Here is a 21375-nt window from a genome sequence, read left to right on the forward strand (position 1 = left end):
TTGGTTATCATGTGCTAGGAGTTCCTGATGGAGTACATGAACACCAAGTGTTTGGAATAATGCTCATACAACAACACTAGAGAATTATAAAATAAATGAAAAAACTTTACCTTTATATACACCTGAAGCAATTCAGGCAGCTGATGAAGTAGAAGCATAAATATAAGAAGGGATGATATGAGCTGATTAGAGAATAATGATACACAATGAAACTGTTGAAGATATACTTTTACATTTTGCGCCTAAGAAAACACATCCAACTATAGATCGAATATATGTTAGGCATCATTTTGGTCATGTGTTACATGGTTAGATAACCGGGCATTAAGCCCGGTTATTTGCCCAAAAGATTAAGCTATCAATTAAGCATCAAATGGGTCACGCAGGATCATCGTTTCTGCACGATCTGGACCTGTAGAAATAATATCAACAGGAACGCCGGTCAGCTCTTCTACACGCTTGATGTAGTTTAATGCTGCTTGTGGCAACTGGCTGTGCTCTTTCACACCGAAAGTGCTTTCATCCCAACCTGGCAGAGTTTCATAAACTGCTTCCAGACCTTCCCAGTTTTCTGCTGCCAAAGGAGTAGTATCAATGACAGAGCCATCTGCCTGACGATAGCCAACACAGATTTTGACTTCTTTCAGGCCATCCAGCACGTCCAGTTTGGTCATGCAGAAGCCAGACAGGGAGTTGATTTGGATCGCACGACGGATAGCAACGATATCCAACCAGCCAGTACGACGGCTACGGCCTGTAGTCGCACCAAATTCCTGACCTTTCTGACGCAGGTATTCACCGGTTTCATCAAATAATTCAGTTGGGAATGGGCCTGCACCAACACGGGTGGAGTAAGCCTTGATGATACCCAGTACATAGTCAACGTAACGAGGGCCCAGACCGGAACCAGTCGCAACACCACCCGCAGTAGTATTGGAAGAAGTCACATAAGGATATGTACCGTGGTCGATATCCAGCAGCGTACCTTGTGCGCCTTCAAACATGACCAATTCACCTTTCTGAGTTGCTTTATAAAGCAGGTCAGAAACGTCAACTACCATGCCAGTCAGGATGTCAGCAACAGCCAGAATATCATCCAGTGTTTTCTGGTAATCAACCGCCGGTTCGTTGTAATAGTTAACCAGTTGGAAGTTGTGGTATTCAATGATTTCTTTCAGCTTGACTGCGAAATTTTCTTTATCGAACAGATCACCGACACGCAGACCACGACGTGCGACTTTGTCTTCATATGCAGGGCCGATACCACGACCTGTTGTACCAATCGCCTTGGCGCCACGTGCTTTCTCGCGGGCATTATCCAATGCAACATGGTAAGGCAGGATCAGCGGACACGCTTCAGAAATCAGCAGGCGCTCACGTACAGGAATCCCACGTGATTCAAGCTCTTTCATTTCTTTCATCAAAGCATCTGGTGCTAAAACGACCCCATTTGCGATAATGCTAATGACGTTTTCACGTAAGATCCCAGATGGGATTAAGTGGAGAACGGTTTTTTCACCGTTGATGACTAGTGTATGGCCGGCATTGTGGCCCCCCTGATAACGAACTACGTACTTAGCCCGTTCAGTCAGCAAGTCGACGATTTTACCCTTGCCCTCGTCACCCCATTGGGTGCCCAATACGACAACGTTCTTACCCATTTCAAAAGTTCACTCGGTTGCTTAAAAATGGATTCTACCATCTCATTTAGCACCTTTCAGTATTTTTTGTTACTTCTGTTATTTCGTTTCATCATATAAATGGGCTGATAAGTAAACATTAGTAATGAAAATAACAGACAAAAAAGCCACTATATGTTTTTTTACAGTGGCTTAGGAAGCGGCCAGACACACGCTGGCCGCTGTAGGTTTATTTTGCCAATTGAAAGTAGATTGAAGGCTATTTGCCCATCAAAACCACTTAATCATTCGCACGATTATGCTGCTTAGATGGCTCTTTCATATAACGGAAGAAATCGTTATCCGGGCTGAGCACCATAATGTTGCCATCATTTTTAAAGCTATTTTCGTAAGCACGCAGGCTACGGATAAATGCGTAGAACTCCGGATCTTTGCTGAATGCGTCAGCAAACAGTTTGGTTGCTTCCGCATCACCTTCACCGCGGAAAACCAATGCCTGACTTTGTGCTGCTGCCTTGATTTCAGTCGCTGTCTTATCCGCAGCTGCACGGATTTTCTCAGCTTCTTCCAGACCCTGTGAACGATGGCGACGAGCTACCGCTTCACGCTCTGCACGCATACGCTGATAAATTGCGTCTGAGACTTCATCTGGCAAGTTAATTTGCTTAATACGAACGTCCACAACTTCAATCCCCAATGCCGCCATACTGTTCGGGTTCAGGATTGGTTGTTTACCTTTCGTTTCTTTCTCCACTCGGGCCGCCGCCGAAGCAATCTCGTTGTCGGCAGTATCATCATCACTGGTTCCCAAGTTCAGCGCATCACGCACATCTGTTGTCAGACGACCACGAGAATCTGTCACGATGCCACGTACATCCAAACGACCAATCTCAGAACGCAGACGGTCACTGAATTTACGTTTCAACAGCAGTTCAGCCTGCGAAATTTCTCCATTACCTGTTGCCAGATAATATCTGCTGAAATCGTTAATGCGCCACTTCAGATAAGAGTCAACAATCAGGTCCTTATTTTCACTTGTCAGGAAACGGTCAGCTTTGATATCCATAGTCTGGATACGCGCATCGAGCGTTTTAACAGTTTCAATAAATGGAATTTTGAAGTGCGGGCCAGGCTGATAAACGACAGGTTTATTTTCAGCGTCACGCAAAACTTTTCCAAAACGCAGCACGATGCCACGCTGACCTTCATATACGATAAATATCGACGAATACAGCACAACCAATATGGTGGCAATAGCAAAGACGAACGACTTACGCATGATTATGGTCTCCCTTGTCTTAGCGTATCACCACGCAGGTTGTTTAAATCACCATAGCCTGAACCGGAGTTATTATAATTTGAGCGCCCTTGTGTAGACGTAGGCTGTGTCGTATTACGCGGTTCTGGGGTGACCTTGACGTCCTGATGGCGTGTTGGCACTTCAGACTGATTACGTAAAACTTGATCTAATGGTAATACCAGCATGTTGTTGCTCTTTTCGTTTGCAATAACTTTGCGGGTCTGACTCAGAACACGTTCCATTGTTTCGATGTAAAGGCGCTCACGAGTAATTTCCGGTGCAGCTTTATACTCAGGCAGAATTTTGGCAAAACTTGCTACTTCACCCTGTGCATTCAATACCACACTCACTTTATAGGCTTTAGCATCTTCAATGATACGTTGAGCATAACCCTTGGCTATTGGCAGAACAGAGTTTTTGTAAGCGTCTGCTTCACGAATGGTTTTTTGCTCTTCTTCGCGGGCAGCGATAACATCATCAAATGCCGCTTTCACCTCTTCTGGTGGGCGTGCAGTTTGGAAGTTAACGTCCAGCAACGTGATCCCCATTTTGTACGGGCGAATAGTTTCTTCCAGTACCTTTTGAGTATCGTTACGCACAATCGTACGGTCTGCCGTCAGAATTTTTTCCATTGAATATTTGCCAACCACCCCACGTACAGCACTGTCTGTTGCTTGACGCAGGCTGTTGTCAGGAGTGGTGACATTGAAAAGATAAGCTTCGGGGTCAGTGACACGGTACTGAACGTTCATCTCAGCACGTACAACGTTTTCATCTGATGTCAGCATGACACCTGATGTTGCCAGTTCACGAACAGATTCAACGTTAACGGCACGGACTCGATCGATAAACGTCATTTTCCAGTTCAAGCCAGGCTGAACAACGTGGCTAAATTTACCCAACCGGGTAACTACACCACGCTCTGTTTCTTTAATCGTATAGAAACCACTTACAACCCAGACAACAACTGCAACAGCAACGGCAAGACCAATAAGACGCCCGCCAAATTTAGAGTTCTGTTCAGAACCATTTCCACCTTTGTTTTTACCGAGACCACCGAGCTTTTCACTCAGTTTACGGAACAGATCGTCGAGATCAGTTGCCCCACGGTTTCGACCACCTTTATTGTTGCCGCCGGAGTTGCCGCCATTATTATTGCTGCTTCCCCACGGGTCGCGGTCCTGTCCGTTATTACCGGGCTGATTCCACGCCATGTTTTAGCTCCACTTTTTAGTTTTTACTGGTTTTTCAGAGGTGACTGCTCTCCACCCTGATGGGTGAGGCTTCCCACTTCACAGGCCGTTGCCTGTTCCTGACAGGTCTGACAGCGGCCTCCATGGGCAGAAACAACGAATTTCGTTGTTTTTGTAAGCAACCAATATTATTTGGTGATACTTTTGACAGTGCAATTCAGTCACTGCAATTTTGGCACAGTCATTTCATCACCGCCATTCCATCTCCGCTACGCCATGACTATAAGCACCTTGAAATGGCGGGTAAAATGATACCTTGTTTGTCGCTCTGCGCCAATCAATCAGACAACATAGTCGGGTAAATTTGGGTCTTGTTTGCACAGGCGGCGCCAATCCACCATTGGCATTCTGATTTCAATACCCATTTGACCATTTTCTTCCACCCATTCACGCTCAATAGCCTGAAGCTGGTAGAAACGACTGCGCAGACGCCCCGCTTCCGGCGGAAGATGTAATTCATAGTGTGCAATTTCACCTGAAAGGCGTTCAGTCAAGGCCTGCAATAGAAGCGGAATGCCTTCACCAGTCTGCGCGGATAACCATACCCTGACAGGGCGGTTTTCCTCATCGCGGTCGATGCGTGGAACAAAATCTTCCAACATATCGATTTTATTCATGACCAAGAGAGAAGGAATTTCATTAGATTCAATCTCTTCAAGGACACTATCAACAGCAATGATGTTTTCATCAAGACGGCTATCAGCCGCATCGACAACATGCAGCAGCAATTTTGCCTGCCGGGTTTCCTGCAAAGTCGCTTTAAATGCTGCAACCAGGTCATGAGGCAAATGACGGATAAAACCCACTGTATCCGCCAAAACCACGGCACCAACGTCATCCACATCTATTCGGCGCAGAGTCGGATCTAAGGTGGCAAAAAGCTGATCAGCTGCATAAACTTCAGCAGAAGTTATTTTATTAAATAAGCTCGATTTCCCTGCATTGGTATAGCCAACAAGAGAAACGGTAGGAATATCTGCCTTGTTGCGTGCCTGACGCCCCTGTTCACGCTGTTTTTCAACTTTGCTGAGGCGCCCCAAAATCTGTTTGATTTTGTCACGCAACATACGACGGTCACTTTCCAGCTGAGTTTCTCCGGGACCACGCAGACCTATTCCCCCTTTCTGGCGTTCAAGGTGGGTCCAGCCCCGTACCAGACGGGTAGATAAGTGACGCAATTGCGCCAATTCAACCTGCAACTTGCCTTCGTGCGTTCTTGCCCGCTGAGCAAAAATATCCAGGATCACGCCCGTGCGATCAACGACGCGACATTGGCACAAGCGTTCAAGATTACGTTCCTGGGCCGGGCTGAGTGTATGGTTAAATAAAACCACATCTGCGCCACTGTTTTTGACAGCTTCGGCAATTTCCTCTGCCTTACCCTCTCCGACAAAATATTTCGGATGAGGCGCCTTCCGGCTTCCCGTTACAATCTGCACAGGAGAAACACCTGCGGAAGTTACCAATGACTCAAACTCACTGAGATTTTCCGTATCTTTTTCCTGTGAGAAGAAAACATGCACCAGAACGGCTAATTCTCCGCCTTCATAACGATCAAACAACGGTGCAACCCCTCAGGCTAAGTAAAAATCCATAGGAAAAAACATAGGTAAAGTCTCCCTACCTATGTTTTTATTTACGTCATGCACAGCCACTGGCTTACTCAGTGGCATCAGTTTCCTGTTGTACTGCCGGGTTAGCACCAGCATGATAATTTCCAACGCCAGTTGTCACATTCTGATTGCTACCATGATGAGACACAGGACGGGAAGGAACAACAGTTGAGATGGCATGTTTATAAACCATCTGACTGACAGTGTTTTTCAGTAAAATGACAAATTGGTCAAAAGATTCAATCTGACCCTGTAATTTGATGCCGTTGACCAAATAAATAGAAACCGGGACCCTTTCACGCCGTAAAGCATTCAGGAATGGATCTTGCAAAGATTGCCCCTTAGCCATTCTATATTTTCCTTATTTTGTTGTTTTTAACTAAGAACCGATTGGTTCGAAAAAGTAACTACTCAAAAATGATGCTTTGTACCGATCAATTGTACACAATCAATGAATTTATGTACTAATAACCTGCATGACTGTGTTTAGTGATTGTTTAGGTTGATCGCTATCCAACCAAGTCACATTGTCCCAACTCCTGAGCCACGTAATCTGACGTTTCGCCAGCTGGCGCGTCGCACAGATACCACGATAGATCATCTCATCATGAGATATTTCGCCTGCGAGGTAGGACCACATCTGACGATAACCAACACAACGAATGGAGGGTAAATCTGTATGCAAATCACTACGAGCATAAAGCGCTTTCACTTCATCTTCAAACCCTGATTTGATCATTTGTTCAAAACGGGCTGCAATACGCTGATGCAAAATTTCACGGCTTGCAGGCGCGATCGCAAATTGATGAACGCGATACGGCAATATTTCTCCAGACGTTTCTGTCAATTCAGTTAGAGTTTTACCCGAAATTCGAAAAACTTCCAGTGCACGAGTAAGACGTTGTGGATCATTAGGATGAATCCTTACAGCCGCAACCGGATCAATTTCCTGTAACTGCCGATGCAATTCATCCCATCCAATCTCTGCTGCCTGCTGTTCAATCTGCGCCCGAACTTCAGGATTGGCAGAGGGCAAAGGCGATAATCCTTCCAGCAATGCTTTGAAATATAGCATGGTTCCACCAACCAGGAGTGGAATTCTCCCCGCCGCCGTGATCTCTGCCATTTCTTTTAGAGCATCACGGCGAAAATCGGCAGCGGAATAGGTTTCGGCAGGATCGAGAATATCAATCAGGCGATGGGGTGCCTGTGCCTGCTCTTCTGCGGAAGGTTTTGCTGTCCCAATATCCATTCCACGGTAAATCAACGCGGAATCAACACTGATTAATTCAACCGGAAGATGCTGACGCAAGGCGATCGATAATGCCGTTTTTCCTGAAGCCGTTGGCCCCATGATAAAAATGGCTGTCGGCAGATGTTGAGTTTTTAAATCACTCATGATTAAGGCGTGCCACCACTGCTTGTAAATCAATTAACTGTAATAACCCTTCCGGTGGCGATACCACCAGTTGAGGGCAAAGACGCTCGACGTCAGCCAAAAGTTGGACGGCTTGTGCGACGTTCCACGTTTCATGCTCACTACCCAAATGACGGGAGAGCCAAATTGCCACCTGCTCAGTAGAAGCGGCTGACAATCCGCCAAGGTAATCCAACAGCTCCGGCAGAAGTTTTGGCAGGTTCTGTTGACGCAAAGGCAACGATACCGCATGAATGGTCACTTTTCCATGTGCGACTGTCGATTCAATACCAAAAGTCTTCAGTAGCTCACTATTTTGCTTCAAGGTGTTCATTTCTGTCTGATTGAGAGCAAGCTTCAGCGGGATCAACAAAGGCTGAGATTTAAGCCCCTGTTTTCCCGGTGTCAGTTCTCCCGGTGTCAGTTGCACCTGCTTCAACCAGCGCTCAGCGACTGGAAGCGAGAGTAAACCTATCCCTAATGGCGATTCAATCAAGGCATGGCAATCAGCATAAATACTCAATACCTTTCCGAACGTGTATTTTTCAAGGCCACTGGATTTTTCAAGGTGATACGTATTGCCAATACTAACCGCATTATTTTTTCCCTGCCCCGGTTGCACTGGGATGACCGGAACAGACATTGAGCCGGAACTTGACGGATTAGGCGTTGAGGTGACTCTTTGCGGGAACAAAGGACGCTTTTCTTCCGGTGAAAACTGCATCAAATTCTGGTACAGTTCACCCTGTTTTTTCTGATAGCCTTCTCCATGATGCGATGGCTGTGTTTCACGGCTTGAATACTGTCGTTCCCCATGTTCCTGCTTTTTGCCGTTATTGCCGTTATTGCCGTTTTCATCAGTATCATGACGTCGGGAAGATTCAGAATCCGCGGGTACGTTGCTCTTTCGAAGAAAATGGTTTTCTCCCGCAGAAGGGCGATTCTCTGGCACCCAATTTGCAGCCGTCTCCTGACAACCAAACGCTAACTCCGCGTCCTTGCTACGTTGTTTCAATACCGCAGACACACCCTGATAAATAAAATCATGCACCAACCGCGCTTGATGGAAACGAACCTCATGTTTGGCGGGATGAACATTGACATCCACCTGATGCGGATCAATCTCCAAATACAGAACATAAGCAGGCTGTTGCTCCCCTTGAATCAAATCTTGATAGGCTTGGCGAATCGCATGATTAATCAGCCGATCCCGCATCATACGTCCATTGACGTAGCAATATTGAATATCGCCTCCTGCCGTAGCGCTCATTGGGTCAGCCACCCAACCTTTAATGGACAGGGAATCATGTTGCCATGACAACGCCAAAGCCTGCTGTACAAACGCCGCACCACAAATCGCAGCCAAACGCCGTTCATGCTGAGATTCGTCTTTAGCGGGACGATACTGGCGCACCAGCTTTCCGTTATGATTCAGGTTGATGGCAACATCCAGCCGCGCCAGTGCAATTCGGCGTACCACTTCATCAATGTGACCAAACTCCGTTTTTTCCGTTCTCAGGAATTTGCGGCGGGCAGGCGTGTTATAAAACAGATCCAACACTTCAACCGTCGTACCCACAGGATGCGCAGCAGGTTTAACCGTCACTTCCATATCACGGCCTTCGGCATAAGATTGCCACGCTTCTGTCTGGTTTTCAGGGCGAGAGGTCAATGTCAGCCGAGAAACAGAACTGATACTCGCCAGCGCTTCTCCACGAAAGCCCATACTCATAATCGCTTCCAAATCATCCAATGAAGCAATTTTACTGGTGGCATGACGTGCCAATGCTAACGTAAGGTCTTGTTGACTGATTCCGCAGCCATTATCACGGATTCGAATCAACTTTGCGCCGCCACGTTCAATATCGATATCAATGCGGGTAGCACCGGCATCAAGGCTATTTTCCACCAATTCTTTCACCACTGATGCAGGGCGTTCAACCACTTCACCGGCGGCAATCTGGTTTGCCAATTGTGGGGGTAATATCTTGATAGCCATTATTCGACCTTACTTACGATTTTAAGCCTATTCTGATAGGCAGATATATTGGTTACTTTGGCGCTGTCTGCAATGGATTAGTCTGGAAATAATGACGTAATCCTAAATGGATGGCTTGCGCCAATTTTTCCTGATATTGATTGGAACCCAATAACTCTTCTTCAGACAGATTACTGATAAAGCCGGTTTCCACTAAAATAGACGGGATATCCGGCGAGCGTAAAACACCGAGGCTCGCATGCTCTGGCGTGCGTTTATGCAAAGAACCAATTCTGGTGAGCTGGCTCAATACTTGCATAGCGACATCATAACCAACTCTCTGGGAATGGCCGAATTGTAAATCCAACACAGCCTGACTCAAATATGGGTCAGTGCCATTGGCAAGGGCATCTCCTGCGCCTCCCAGCAACTCGGATTGCTTCTCATGCTGTTCCAGCCAATTACCCAATTCGCTGTTTGCACGGCGGTTAGAGAGCACCCAGACAGAAGCCCCTCTGGCACCACGATTAGGAGCCGCATCCGCATGAATCGATATCAACATATTGGCTCTATGCTTACGGGCAACTTCGGAACGTCCCGCCACAGAGATAAAATAATCGCCATTCCGCGTCAGTACAGGCTTAAACATGGGATCACTGCGTAAAAGTGCTTCCAGTTTACGGGCAACACTAATAGTTACATTTTTTTCCTTCAATCCACGTTGACCAATCGCACCGGGATCTTGCCCACCATGCCCTGCATCAATGGCAACCACAATCGGGCGGATACTTTTTCCAGATTGAATTGCCTGTTTTTTCACGCTCTTATCATTAAGGTTCGTGGATTCATGAGATTTCGGGGCAGGTTTTGCCTCCGGTTTCATTGACTGAGCATCAGAAGCAAGTGATCGCTTACTTTCATTTTTAGCAGCATTATCCCTGAAAATAGGTGCTCTATTATTCACTGCCCCCTTAGTTTTTAGGGTAATAACCAGCTGATATTTACTACCTGTTTTCTTCACTGAAAACGTCTCTGTAGCTTTATTCGCCAATTCCAGCACAACCCTCTGATGATGTGCATCAGGCGGCTGACTGGAACGTACCAGCCTGACCAAATCCTGCCCGGATAAGCGCATCGGTAGACCAACGATTTTGCCAGATTGACGAATATCCACGACTAATCGTTCGGGAGAATACAGAGGAAAAAATCGATAATCAGGGCGCCCACCAGTGAATTCCAACGTTACTGTGGCCTCAGAGGGGCTATTATTCACAAGAACATTCGACAACGTAGCCGCCATAGCCGTTGTCATGACCAACTGACTCAACATGATAAACAAAACACAGGCCATCACCCAGTGGGCATGCCATTTTTTTACCACATTCACGCAAAAGGCATTCATCATGGTCGGGTATTCCTTCATAAGGACTTCAAATTATCCAACAGACTTTCACCATATTCAGATAACGCAACAAAACGCGCCTGCCGGCCTTCGCTGTCATAACTCAAATGCAGCTCAATATCGGCATCAGGCAGAACACCAACGCCTTGTTGAGGCCATTCCACCAAACAAATAGCATCCTGGTGGAAATAATCACGGATCCCCATAAATTCCAGCTCTTCAGGATCAGCCAGACGGTATAAGTCAAAATGATAGACAGGTCGTGGTTGTAAAGCGTAAGGTTCGACCAGCGTATAAGTTGGGCTTTTCACATGCCCCTGATGGCCGAGCGCCTGTAGGAAACCACGGCTAAATGTGGTTTTTCCTGCGCCAAGATCACCATATAAATAAATAACATAGCCGCGATCGCCGACTGATGCCACTGCATTACCCAATGCAACTGTGGCATTTTCATTTGGAAGTGGTAAAACGAGTTCTTTCATCGAAAAATATCTATTTTATTTATTGAATTAAGAGCCTGAACAGATAGACATATCAGCAAAATAGCTTAACCGATAACCATAACATAACTCAGGCATGATCATTGAATATCTTATGCAGCGCTGTAACGCCATATTCCGTATTTTTTGTATTCAACCTACACTGTGTTAATCTACGTTCCTCTTACAGCAGTAAATTGATATCCCATGGCAGCCCCTCTCGATCTGAATCTTCTAGCAGCAAATATCAAACAATGGGGTATTTCCCTCGGTTTCCAACAAGTCGGTATCTGTGACACTGATTTATCGGCAGAAGAACCGAAGCTACAGGAATGGCTTGATAAGCAATACCATGGCGAAATGGACTGGATGGCACGTCACGGTATGATGCGCGCCCGTCCCCATGAACTGCTGCCCGGAACTTTGCGGGTTATCAGTGTGCGCATGAATTATCTGCCCGCTAAAGCGGCTTTTGCCAGTACGCTTAACAATCCACAAATGGGCTATGTTAGCCGCTATTCGTTGGGCAGAGATTATCATAAACTGCTGCGCCAACGTCTCAAAAAACTAGGCGATACGATCCAAGACTATTGCACCACCCATGAATATCAGGGGACTCTGAATTTTCGTCCTTTTGTCGATTCTGCTCCTATCATGGAACGCCCACTGGCAGCAAAAGCCGGGCTTGGGTGGGTTGGTAAACACTCACTTATATTAAATCGAGATTCAGGCTCCTGGTTTTTCCTCGGTGAATTGCTGATCGATCTTCCCTTACCTGTTGATGCTCCCCAAGAAGAACAATGTGGGCGATGTGTGGCCTGCATGACAACTTGTCCGACAGGGGCCATCGTTGAGCCTTATACCATTGATGCCCGGCGGTGCATTTCATATCTGACAATTGAATTGGAAGGCGTAATACCGGAAGAATTTCGTCCATTAATGGGTAACCGGATTTATGGCTGCGATGATTGCCAGCTTATCTGCCCGTGGAACCGTTTTTCACAATTAACGGATGAAGCTGATTTCAGCCCACGTGCAGCACTGCATACTCCAGAGCTGCTTGATCTGTTCAGTTGGAGTGAAGAAAAGTTTCTGCGCATCACGGAAGGTTCAGCAATTCGTCGCATTGGGTATTTGCGTTGGCTGCGCAACATTTCTGTTGCCTTAGGCAATGCGCCTTACCAAGATGACATCGTGCTAGCTTTGGAAAAAAGAACGGGATTAAGTGATGTTTTGGATGAACATATCCACTGGGCCATTGATCAACAAACAATCCGCCGTAATGCTAATTCAATCGAAGTTCAGACCTCACAACAAAAACGTTTGATACGTGCTATTACTAAAGGCCTACCCAGAGATGCTTAACAATCAACCAATCAAATTTTTTGTTAAAAAAACCGTCAGCTTCCTTGTGAATAAAATAAAAATGCTTTTCTGAACAATAAACAAATCATGGGCAAGTATTGATCAATGTATTTTGAAATGAAGTTAATTACTTTAATTAATCAATAAGTTAAATATAAATCATTACCTTGGGTGATAACTCAAAATATTCAAACACGGCAAAGCCCCCTGTGGATAACTCTGTGCAACAAGTAGAGCATCATCAAGTGACTCAATATGACTGTAATTTTAAATTCTGTGGATAAAAACAAGAATTGAATTCTAGTAGAAAACACCAGAAATCAGCAGTGAAATAAAAAACCCACTCATCCATTCTAGACGCTAGTGGAGAAATTTTCCTCTGCCTCTTCAAAAATGAGGCGGCATTATGGACTTGTTAGAGCAGGATAGCAAGCGCTTTATCGACAATTTATTTTTGGCGGGGATTGCATTTTTAATAGGCTATATAATTGGGGTAGAAGTCAGGTAGCTGTTGGAAAATAAGATATGGATTGTAATAAGTGCCAACATCTCCACGCTGGCACTTTCCCTTACCGACTATGGCACTTTTACCTTCTCAACCAACGCCCTTGATGATTCCCAATCATATTGCTTATAAAAACGTCCTAACGTCTGATAAGGGGCACCAGCATAAAACAATTCATATTGATGATGCCTTGAAGCAAACTCTGACCCAACCGCATCCCACACTAACTTCATCAGCCTGACTCTTTCGATAGAGGAAGCAACTGACGAATATTGTGTTTTCTCAATTATTCCTAAAATTTCATCATTTTCTAAATCTGCCTCACTGGATGGCAACATCAGAATGCCTCCACCCGCTAACTTTCTGATTATTTCCAACACATTAGGATATATTGACTGCGACATAACCCGATATGTATAAAGCAGGGTCTTATCTGGTATATAAAATCCGTTATATATTTTTGGGCAATGGATGACGCTTTTAAACAGCGCTTCCATATTCATGGCATAACAGGCTAACTGTGCAAGTGATTCCTTCACGGCAGGGATCTGACACACGCCGTTTATCTCAGCCATATTCTGAGCCAACCCCGCCAAAAAATGCAATTTCACAGCATAACGAGCCAGGCCTTGAGTATCCATTATCACTTCTGTCGCCGTTGAGTCTAACTGTCTGAGGCACATCTCAATATCTTCGAAGACAAAGACCCTTTCCCAGGGCACCAAAACATCATCAAAATAGAGCATGGAATCATTTTCATCAAACCGGGACGATAGCGGATAATCCTTGGGATTTACCCCTAGTTCGTAAGATTGTCTTGAAATGATTTTGATGCCATCCGTATTAAGTGGCATAGCAAAAGAGAGTGCATATCGCTCATCAACGCCCTGTTTAAGGGGGTAATGCGTACCAACAAAAACTTCATCTGCCAGAGCTGCCCCGGTTGCCAGCATCTTTGTACCTCTGACAACAATGCCTTTCGCATTCTTTTCCACCACACCAAGAGTGTGATAAATATTTTTAGTATGCTCACCCGGTGTTTTTGAACGATCACCTTGTGGGCTAATCAGTGCGTAAGTCAGATAGAGATCTTTTTCACTCGCATAAGCAAAATAATTCCGCAGAGCATCCGCTCGCTCTTGTGAATAAGATTCAAATAACTCAATATGCGTCAGCATTCCTGTAAGTGCCGATGGAGTATAATCAGGGCTTCTGCCCAACCAGCCAACCGTCTGTTTCGCCCATTCATAGGCAGCATGACCGCGTGCAACTAATTTTTCCGGTGTAGAAGGTAATTCCCAGTACAGGCTGATTTGCTCTCCTGTTGCTGTTTTAAAGGCCATGCTATCAGCATGCTTAACTTTATAATCATATAAATTCGCTACAGACCTGATAGCATTTCTGAACGCGGGATGATCCACATGATTTGTAACTTTCTCTCCATTAATAAAAATGGTTCGTCCATCACGCAGATCATCAAGATATCGTTCTCCGGTTCTTATCATCTTTTCTATACTCCCATCAATAATGACGATTGTTTTAAAGATCAAGAAAAGAAGTCTTTTTAATCAACACCGAATTCCTAATTTATAAAGATAATGGCTCTATTAAGGACAGACATAATTACAATACATATGCGTATGATCAAAACATTGCTGAAAAAGAGGATCTATTAGTACCACCGATACCCACTGTAATAATGCTACAGCCAGCAGGTTTTTAATGATGATCATGGAGATACACTGCCTTCCCAGTGCCAACGAAAAAGAACTTACTTTTCAACATACTGGGATATACTCCTGTGGATTGGTCAGAAAAGCGATATCAAATTCCAGCGCTATCGTGATAATGAATAATAGATGGATTACCTTCTTCGACTCTGATTGCCAAAAAATTAGGCAATATGCCCGGAATATTGTGCGCCAGCCCTGAATACCTGCTAAAACATGGTACACCAAAGCATCCGCAAGATTTGAGTCATCATAAGTCGATTATTTATTCGCTCCACCAGCATATTTCTCCCACTCGCCTACAACTGTTTCGCAATCATGTAGTTCGCAAACATGAAATAGAACAAGTAGAGCTATCCGGTAGCTTTTACCTGAATAATGTCGGTGCGATTTACCAAGCTGTGTACCATGGTGCAGGAATTCATGCAGGCCCAGCCTGGCTGTTTGATGAAGCCATTGATAGCGGAAAACTCATCAGACTATTACCTGACTGGCAGTTATCTGCTTTACCTGTTCATCTTCTAAGAATGAAAAGTCACTATGTTCCTAATCGGATATCGGTGTTGATTGATTGGATAGCATTATGTTGGAAGGATATTGATAAACTTAAGAAAACAGAATGAGGTAAGAATGATTGGAGCGGGAAACGAGACTCGAACTCGCGACCCCAACCTTGGCAAGGTTGTGCTCTACCAACTGAGCTATTCCCGCGTCGCTGATGGCTATTATTAGCCGGAGATACCTGAATACTGGTTAACACTAGTCAATACTATGAATAGCAAAACAATTATCTTAACCTGCACATCAGGAATGCGCGCCATTATGAACATGTCCAGATAAGATGGCAAGCCCTTTACATTTATCTTCATGCTAAACGCTCAAAAGACACCCGCTCAGTTCTTACACAAAAATGACATGCCATCTTCGTTGCAATTATTTAGAATAGCTTAGATCCCATGAAATTAACATTAAATAAACAAATAACTAACATCTAATAAGATTTATGCTTGTCGTAACCATTTGATAGAAATAGATTAGCATCAATTTTGGTCGTTACTTAGATGATTATTCTCTTCAGAGAGGGTCAAAGATATGGCTCGATATTATCAATCTAAATTTGTCACAGGCACTGAAGCGCTGGTTGACCTTCTACTCGCTCAAGCTAAATTAGATGAACTCCATAATCTTAATACAGCGGGATTCGTTTCGGGTTATCGCGGTTCACCTTTAGCCCGTTTAGATCAAACATTATGGCAACACAGCAAAGAGCTTATTCAAGCTAATATTCGGTTTCAGCCGGCAGTCAATGAAGATCTTGCGGCAGATGCACTGGTAGGTACACAGAAAGTGGAATCTGACCCTGACAGGCAAGTTGATGGTGTCTTTGGGATGTGGTACGGCAAAGGGCCGGGAGTCGATCGTTCTGGCGATGCACTGAGACATGGCAATGCCTATGGCTCCTCACCACACGGTGGTGTGTTGGTTATCGTCGGGGATGACCATGGCTGTGTCTCTTCTTCCATGTCCCACCAATCCGATCTCGCGATGATGGCATGGAGTATGCCTATTTTGCATCCGGCATCGGTTGCTGATTACCTCGATGTTGGTCTATGGGGGTGGGCAGCCTCACGCGTAAGTGGCGCATGGTTTGGATTCAAGGCGATCAGTGAAGTTGTGGAAAGTGGTGCCATCAGAGAAAGTAAACCCTTCCCCGAGTACAAAATCCCTCACGTTGATTCTGGCCCCGATGGGCTACACTGGCGTTGGCCAGATCTCCCCGGCCCGCAGATTGAAAAGCGTTTAACCTATAAACTAAAAGCCATTGAAGATTTTGCCAAACTGAACCCCATTGATTATCTCCTCACACCTTGTGAACATCCACGCGCCTTATTGGTCACAGTTGGCAAAGCCCATCAGGATGTCATGGAAGCTCTGCGTGTTGGAGGGCTGACACCTTCCGAATTGGCACAACAAGGAATCGCGCTTCTTCATGTACGCTTGGTTTTTCCTTTATCGCCGCTTCTCAGCGAACTAGCTGCACAAGTGACTGATATCTTTGTCATTGAAGAGAAAGCAGCCATCGTTGAAATACTGTTAGCACATCAATTAGTTAAGCTACGAAAAAGCGTCAATCTGATAGGAAAACACAACCATCTCGGTCAAAAATTGTTGCCGGCTGACATAGAATTACGTCCCTCACGGATCGCAACTCCACTTTCTGGATGGTTACAACCGTTCGGTCTCTTTCTCTCCGTACCGCCAGAATGGTCGGCAGCGATTATTCCGCATGATGCCACTTTGCCTAAACGAACACCTTATTTTTGTGCAGGATGCCCTCACAGCACTTCAACCCGCTTGCCGGACGGTAGCCAAGCTCAAATTGGCATAGGATGCCATGTCATGGCTGCGTGGATGGATCGCAACACAGGAAACGGTCTCACGCCAATGGGAGGAGAAGGTGTCGACTGGATAGGACATGCCCCTTTTGTCAATCGCTCTCACGTATTTCAGAATCTGGGAGATGGAACCTATTTTCATTCCGGTCACTTAGCTATCCGTCAATCTGTTGCTGCGGGAAGTCACATTACCTATAAGTTATTGTTTAATGATGCCGTTGCAATGACAGGCGGGCAGCCACTGGATGGAAGCATTACAATATTACAAATTGCCTCTTTGATGATTTCAGAAGGGGTAAAAGAAGTCGTTGTCGTGACAGACCGTCCTGATAAATATAAATATAAATATAAAGATAAAAGCCGTCTTCCCGCCAATGTGAAGTTCTATGGACGGGATTATCTGGAAGATATACAGAAACGACTTCGTGAGATTGTTGGCGTAACCGTTATCATCTACGATCAAGAGTGTGCTACAGAGCTTCGCCGTAAAAGAAAACGTGGATTAGCCCCCAAAGTGATGAGACGTGCTGTCATTAACGAGCAAATTTGTGAAGGCTGTGGTGATTGTCAAATACAATCGAATTGTCTCGCTGTGATCCCGACAAAAACCCTTTTAGGCACTAAGCGCACGATAGATCAACACGTTTGTAATTCGGACTTATCCTGTCTGAAAGGATTTTGCCCAAGCTTTATCACCGTCGAAAATGCCAATCCATGTCCCGATCTCAGCAAAATTCTCTCACAAACCGATTTAGAAAAAATTATCCAGAAGCTACCACTACCAACACCCGCCTTGGCAGAAACCCCTTATGAAATCCTATTGGTTGGGGTCGGCGGTACAGGCATCGTCACCGCAGGACATCTGCTTGCAAATGCCGCCCAATTAGATGATTGTGCCGTCAACTTGCTCAATTTTACCGGTTTTGCCCAAAAGGGAGGGGAAGCACTAACCCATATTCGGTTATGCCATAACGCCAATAAATTGCATCAAGTCAGGATTGATCGAGGGAGAGCTAATCTGGTTATCGCTGCTGATCTCGTGGCTGCGATAGGGCAAAATGCGCTGGAAGTTATGTCGAGGGGTTCGACGAAATGTATCCTGAACACTCATGAAACGCAAATTGGCGCAATGCTCCGAGCCCCGATGTTGGATCTTGATCAACCTAAGATGCTAGAGCAACTTAACCAACATACTCATACCTTACTCTCTATTGATGCAGAAATGATGGCTACTCATCTGGTAGGGGACCGGAATCAAACAAATATCATATTAATCGGTTATGCCTGGCAACTCGGCAAACTCCCGATCACGTTATCTTCTATCAACAATACCATTCAAAAGCTGGGAAATTCAGCGGATAATGCGCGACGGGCTTTTCTGATAGGCCGTATCGCGGCTGTGCAGCCAGAGATTTTACAAGAGCATTTAAATATTCATCCACAAAAAAGCATAAAAAGCCTGGATGACCTCGTGATGCATCGATATCAATTACTGGTTGATTATCAGAATGAAAGATACGCGATACATTATCTCAGCCGTGTTGCCCAAATTCAGATGGTAGCGCAACAGATTGATGCCGAAGAAATTACCAGAGCCGTTGCTGAAAACTTATTTAAATTGATGGCGTACAAAGATGAATATGAAGTTGCACGCCTTTTTGTCAAAACCGATTTTTTCGATAATCTCCAAACCCAATTCGATAATACAAATAAAATTCGCTTTCACCTCAGCCTTCCCCTTCTCAATCGTAAAGATCCCCGCACAGGTCAACGAGGAAAACGGGAATACGGTTCATGGATTATTCCTATCCTCCGCTTCCTTGCCGCGTGTAAATCACTGCGTGGCACTGTTTTCGATATTTTTGGCTATCAGGAAGAGCGTAAGCAGGAAAGAAATTTGCTGCTTGAGTATGAGCGATTAATCGATGTTTTGATCGAAAAAATGGATAGCAATAATTTGGCAATCTGTCAGCAAATTGCAGAATTGCCTAATCAAGTGCGTGGTTTTGGACATGTGAAGCAAAAAGCGATGAAATATATGATGGAATGTAAGGATACCCTGCTGAAAGAATTACAAAAAACGATGTGACAATAAAAAAAGCGCCGAAAGGCGCTTTTTTTATGACTTGCAGATTCTTATAAAATCTACCGTCCTGAATTTGGAGCGGGAAACGAGACTCGAACTCGCGACCCCAACCTTGGCAAGGTTGTGCTCTACCAACTGAGCTATTCCCGCATTTTTATGGCTGATATCGGCCTAATTCTTCACACCCGCATAACTTTTAATAATTTGGAGCGGGAAACGAGACTCGAACTCGCGACCCCGACCTTGGCAAGGTCGTGCTCTACCAACTGAGCTATTCCCGCTTAAATCTTGGTGTGACGTACTGTTGAAATTATTCATCGGTACGGGGAGCGCATTATACGAGGAATTATTCTTCTGGCAAGCCCCAAAACATAAAAAATCGCATTTTTTCTCTGATTGATGATTAAATCGGCAAACCATCCGCTTAATCATCAACAAAGCGATCAATTTACATACAAGCCTTTTACCAATTCCTGATTTTTTTCTGGATAACGTCTATTTCTGGATAAAGTGCTCACGGTAATACACCAATTCAGCAATGGATTCCCGAATATCATCCAATGCCTGATGGGTATTTTTCTTACTGAACCCTGACAACATTTCAGGTTTCCAACGACGGGCCAACTCTTTCAGCGTACTGACATCCAAATAACGGTAGTGAAAATATTTCTCCAACTCTGGCATATAACGGAACAGGAAACGGCGATCTTGCCCCACACTGTTGCCACAAATTGGCGATTTTCCTGCCGGAACCCACTGTTCCAGAAAAGCGATAGTCGCCTTCTCTGCCTGAGCATCATCAAACCGACTCTGTTTCACTCGCTCGACCAACCCACTGGCAGTATGCGTCCGCACATTCCAGTCATCCATTAATGCCAATTGCTCATCTGACTGGTGCACTGCAATCACAGGGCCTTCTGCAAGGATATTTAACTCTGAATCTGTGACAATCGTTGCGATTTCGATTATGCGATCCCGCTCGGGATCTAATCCCGTCATCTCTAAATCTATCCAGATAAGATTGTTCTCACTTTTTGACATGATATATCCTAGTTTCCTTCAAAAGAGGTAGTCTGTATCGGTGATGTATCATAACGTTTTTGATCATTCACAGCGATAAACAGCAAGATAGATAAAATAAGTGAGGTTCGGTGGCTAAAAGTAAACTTTCCAAAGGGCAGCAACGCCGTGTGCAAGCCAATCATCAGCGCAGGCTGAACAAGGCTAATGCCAACAAACCAGAAATGGATGATAGCCAGTTTGGTGACCCACAGGAAGGGCTGGTGATCAGCCGATTCGGGCAACATGCCGATATTGAGGCCGCAGATTCTTCCATACAGCGTTGCAATATTCGCAGAACAATCCGCTCATTAGTGACTGGTGACCGTGTTGTATGGCGCCCAGCGTTGCAACTCCAATCTGATGTCAAAGTTAATGGGATCGTAGAAGCGGTTCATGAGCGTACTTCTGTACTGACACGCCCCGATTACTACGATGGTATCAAGCCCATCGCGTCAAATATCAACCAAATTGTGATTGTTTCCGCTATATTGCCTGAGCTTTCACTGAATATTATTGATCGCTATTTAGTCGCATGTGAAACACTCAACATCGAGCCTTTGCTCGTACTCAATAAAGTCGATCTGCTGGATCCCGAAAGCCGTACATGGGTTAACGATGTCATGAACATTTACCGCAATATCGGCTATCGCGTCCTAGAGGTTTCCAGCCATACTGGTGAAGGGATCTCTGAACTTACCTCCCTGTTGGCTGATAAAATCAGCATCTTTGCAGGGCAGTCCGGCGTTGGAAAATCCAGCTTGCTCAATACCCTGCTGCCTGATACTGAAGAAGATATCCTAGTTAACGAAGTTTCTGATAACTCCGGCCTAGGTCAGCACACCACCACGACAGCACGCCTCTATCATTTCCCGTTAGGGGGCGATGTAATCGACTCTCCGGGTGTTCGTGAGTTCGGATTATGGCACCTGACGCCAGAGCAGGTTACACAAGGCTTTATTGAGTTCCGGGAATACCTTGGCGGATGCAAATTCCGGGACTGTAAACATCACGATGACCCGGGATGTGCCTTAAGAGAAGCGTTAGAACAAGGCATTATTGCAGAAGAGCGTTTCGAAAATTATCACCGGATTCTGGAAAGCATGGCACAAGTTAAACCACGCCGAAATTTCACAGGCGGTCAAAAATAAG

The 21375-nt window shown here is 45.1% G+C and carries 16 protein-coding genes and 3 tRNA genes; 5 read left to right on the forward strand and 14 right to left on the reverse strand.

The features are described 5' to 3' along the window. Positions 1-362: 362 nt before the first annotated feature. The 3 genes from Xmir_RS01400 to hflK all read right to left on the reverse strand — a co-directional run bounded on the left by Xmir_RS01400 (position 363) and on the right by hflK (position 4154). A complete protein-coding gene (locus Xmir_RS01400) occupies positions 363-1661 on the reverse strand; it encodes an adenylosuccinate synthase (protein ID WP_099112693.1) in 1299 nt (432 codons plus the stop codon). A gap of 259 nt (positions 1662-1920) precedes the next feature. Next, positions 1921-2919 (reverse strand): protease modulator HflC, encoded by a 999-nt coding sequence (hflC, locus tag Xmir_RS01405; RefSeq protein WP_099112694.1) that lies wholly within the window; start codon positions 2917-2919, stop codon positions 1921-1923. Between the two features lie 2 nt (positions 2920-2921). After that, positions 2922-4154 carry an FtsH protease activity modulator HflK gene (gene hflK / locus Xmir_RS01410; protein ID WP_099112695.1) on the reverse strand — a complete coding sequence of 411 codons (1233 nt, stop codon included), beginning with the start codon at positions 4152-4154 and terminating at the stop codon, positions 2922-2924. 59 nt (positions 4155-4213) lie between these two features. Here hflK and Xmir_RS24240 point away from each other — a divergent pair, with 59 nt between their 5' ends. Next, positions 4214-4495: a hypothetical protein gene (locus Xmir_RS24240; protein ID WP_208620371.1), complete on the forward strand. Its 282-nt coding sequence runs from the start codon at positions 4214-4216 to the stop codon at positions 4493-4495. Here the strand turns inward: Xmir_RS24240 and hflX are convergent. From hflX to tsaE, 6 genes are all read right to left on the reverse strand, one after another. Then, complete coding sequence (gene hflX, locus Xmir_RS01415) at positions 4475-5755, reverse strand: ribosome rescue GTPase HflX (RefSeq protein WP_099112696.1); 1281 nt, start codon at positions 5753-5755, stop codon at positions 4475-4477. The genes Xmir_RS24240 and hflX overlap by 21 nt on opposite strands. Before the next feature lie 97 nt (positions 5756-5852). Continuing rightward, entirely contained in the window at positions 5853-6155 is a 303-nt protein-coding gene (hfq, locus tag Xmir_RS01420) for an RNA chaperone Hfq (RefSeq protein ID WP_099112697.1), read from the reverse strand. Positions 6156-6263: 108 nt separating this feature from the next. Beyond that, entirely contained in the window at positions 6264-7205 is a 942-nt protein-coding gene (gene miaA / locus Xmir_RS01425) for a tRNA (adenosine(37)-N6)-dimethylallyltransferase MiaA (protein ID WP_099112698.1), read from the reverse strand. Further along, complete coding sequence (gene mutL / locus Xmir_RS01430) at positions 7198-9222, reverse strand: DNA mismatch repair endonuclease MutL (protein ID WP_099112699.1); 2025 nt, start codon at positions 9220-9222, stop codon at positions 7198-7200. The genes miaA and mutL overlap by 8 nt, the downstream gene beginning before the upstream one ends. Before the next feature lie 52 nt (positions 9223-9274). Next, on the reverse strand, positions 9275-10606 hold the full coding sequence (gene amiB, locus Xmir_RS01435; protein WP_167385922.1) for an N-acetylmuramoyl-L-alanine amidase AmiB: 1332 nt from the start codon (positions 10604-10606) through the stop codon (positions 9275-9277). Between the two features lie 14 nt (positions 10607-10620). Beyond that, entirely contained in the window at positions 10621-11085 is a 465-nt protein-coding gene (gene tsaE, locus Xmir_RS01440) for a tRNA (adenosine(37)-N6)-threonylcarbamoyltransferase complex ATPase subunit type 1 TsaE (RefSeq protein ID WP_099112701.1), read from the reverse strand. A 204-nt stretch (positions 11086-11289) separates the two neighbouring features. Here tsaE and queG point away from each other — a divergent pair, with 204 nt between their 5' ends. Next, positions 11290-12447: a tRNA epoxyqueuosine(34) reductase QueG gene (queG, locus tag Xmir_RS01445; RefSeq protein ID WP_099112702.1), complete on the forward strand. Its 1158-nt coding sequence runs from the start codon at positions 11290-11292 to the stop codon at positions 12445-12447. A 576-nt stretch (positions 12448-13023) separates the two neighbouring features. Here queG and Xmir_RS01450 read toward each other — a convergent pair. Then, positions 13024-14457 carry a 4-hydroxyphenylacetate 3-hydroxylase family protein gene (locus Xmir_RS01450; RefSeq protein WP_099112703.1) on the reverse strand — a complete coding sequence of 478 codons (1434 nt, stop codon included), beginning with the start codon at positions 14455-14457 and terminating at the stop codon, positions 13024-13026. 374 nt (positions 14458-14831) lie between these two features. Here Xmir_RS01450 and Xmir_RS01455 point away from each other — a divergent pair, with 374 nt between their 5' ends. Continuing rightward, complete coding sequence (locus Xmir_RS01455) at positions 14832-15305, forward strand: substrate binding domain-containing protein (RefSeq protein WP_279627199.1); 474 nt, start codon at positions 14832-14834, stop codon at positions 15303-15305. A gap of 12 nt (positions 15306-15317) precedes the next feature. Here the strand turns inward: Xmir_RS01455 and Xmir_RS01460 are convergent. Beyond that, positions 15318-15393: transfer RNA gene (locus Xmir_RS01460), tRNA-Gly, on the reverse strand. A 381-nt stretch (positions 15394-15774) separates the two neighbouring features. Here Xmir_RS01460 and Xmir_RS01465 point away from each other — a divergent pair. Next, the gene (locus Xmir_RS01465; RefSeq protein WP_099112705.1) at positions 15775-19167 is read left to right on the forward strand and encodes an indolepyruvate ferredoxin oxidoreductase family protein; all 3393 of its coding nucleotides are present in this window, start codon (positions 15775-15777) and stop codon (positions 19165-19167) included. Between the two features lie 71 nt (positions 19168-19238). Here the strand turns inward: Xmir_RS01465 and Xmir_RS01470 are convergent. The 3 genes from Xmir_RS01470 to orn form a co-directional block, all read right to left on the reverse strand. After that, a tRNA-Gly gene (locus Xmir_RS01470) sits at positions 19239-19314 on the reverse strand. Between the two features lie 55 nt (positions 19315-19369). Next, positions 19370-19445, reverse strand: a tRNA-Gly gene (locus Xmir_RS01475). A gap of 214 nt (positions 19446-19659) precedes the next feature. After that, entirely contained in the window at positions 19660-20205 is a 546-nt protein-coding gene (gene orn / locus Xmir_RS01480) for an oligoribonuclease (RefSeq protein ID WP_099112706.1), read from the reverse strand. Positions 20206-20315: 110 nt separating this feature from the next. On the opposite strand from orn, the gene rsgA reads away from it, so the two are divergent. Further along, entirely contained in the window at positions 20316-21374 is a 1059-nt protein-coding gene (rsgA, locus tag Xmir_RS01485) for a small ribosomal subunit biogenesis GTPase RsgA (protein ID WP_099112707.1), read from the forward strand. Position 21375 lies beyond the last annotated feature (1 nt).

The sequence above is a fragment of the Xenorhabdus miraniensis genome (assembly GCF_002632615.1).

Coding starts and splice junctions, on each gene's coding strand:
- Xmir_RS01400 (WP_099112693.1), bottom strand. CDS start 1,661: ATGGGTAAGAACGTTGTCGTATTGGGCACCCAATGGGGTGACGAGGGC.
- hflC (WP_099112694.1), bottom strand. CDS start 2,919: ATGCGTAAGTCGTTCGTCTTTGCTATTGCCACCATATTGGTTGTGCTG.
- hflK (WP_099112695.1), bottom strand. CDS start 4,154: ATGGCGTGGAATCAGCCCGGTAATAACGGACAGGACCGCGACCCGTGG.
- Xmir_RS24240 (WP_208620371.1), top strand. CDS start 4,214: ATGGGTGAGGCTTCCCACTTCACAGGCCGTTGCCTGTTCCTGACAGGT.
- hfq (WP_099112697.1), bottom strand. CDS start 6,155: ATGGCTAAGGGGCAATCTTTGCAAGATCCATTCCTGAATGCTTTACGG.
- miaA (WP_099112698.1), bottom strand. CDS start 7,205: ATGAGTGATTTAAAAACTCAACATCTGCCGACAGCCATTTTTATCATG.
- mutL (WP_099112699.1), bottom strand. CDS start 9,222: ATGGCTATCAAGATATTACCCCCACAATTGGCAAACCAGATTGCCGCC.
- amiB (WP_167385922.1), bottom strand. CDS start 10,606: ATGATGAATGCCTTTTGCGTGAATGTGGTAAAAAAATGGCATGCCCAC.
- tsaE (WP_099112701.1), bottom strand. CDS start 11,085: ATGAAAGAACTCGTTTTACCACTTCCAAATGAAAATGCCACAGTTGCA.
- queG (WP_099112702.1), top strand. CDS start 11,290: ATGGCAGCCCCTCTCGATCTGAATCTTCTAGCAGCAAATATCAAACAA.
- Xmir_RS01450 (WP_099112703.1), bottom strand. CDS start 14,457: ATGATAAGAACCGGAGAACGATATCTTGATGATCTGCGTGATGGACGA.
- Xmir_RS01465 (WP_099112705.1), top strand. CDS start 15,775: ATGGCTCGATATTATCAATCTAAATTTGTCACAGGCACTGAAGCGCTG.
- orn (WP_099112706.1), bottom strand. CDS start 20,205: ATGTCAAAAAGTGAGAACAATCTTATCTGGATAGATTTAGAGATGACG.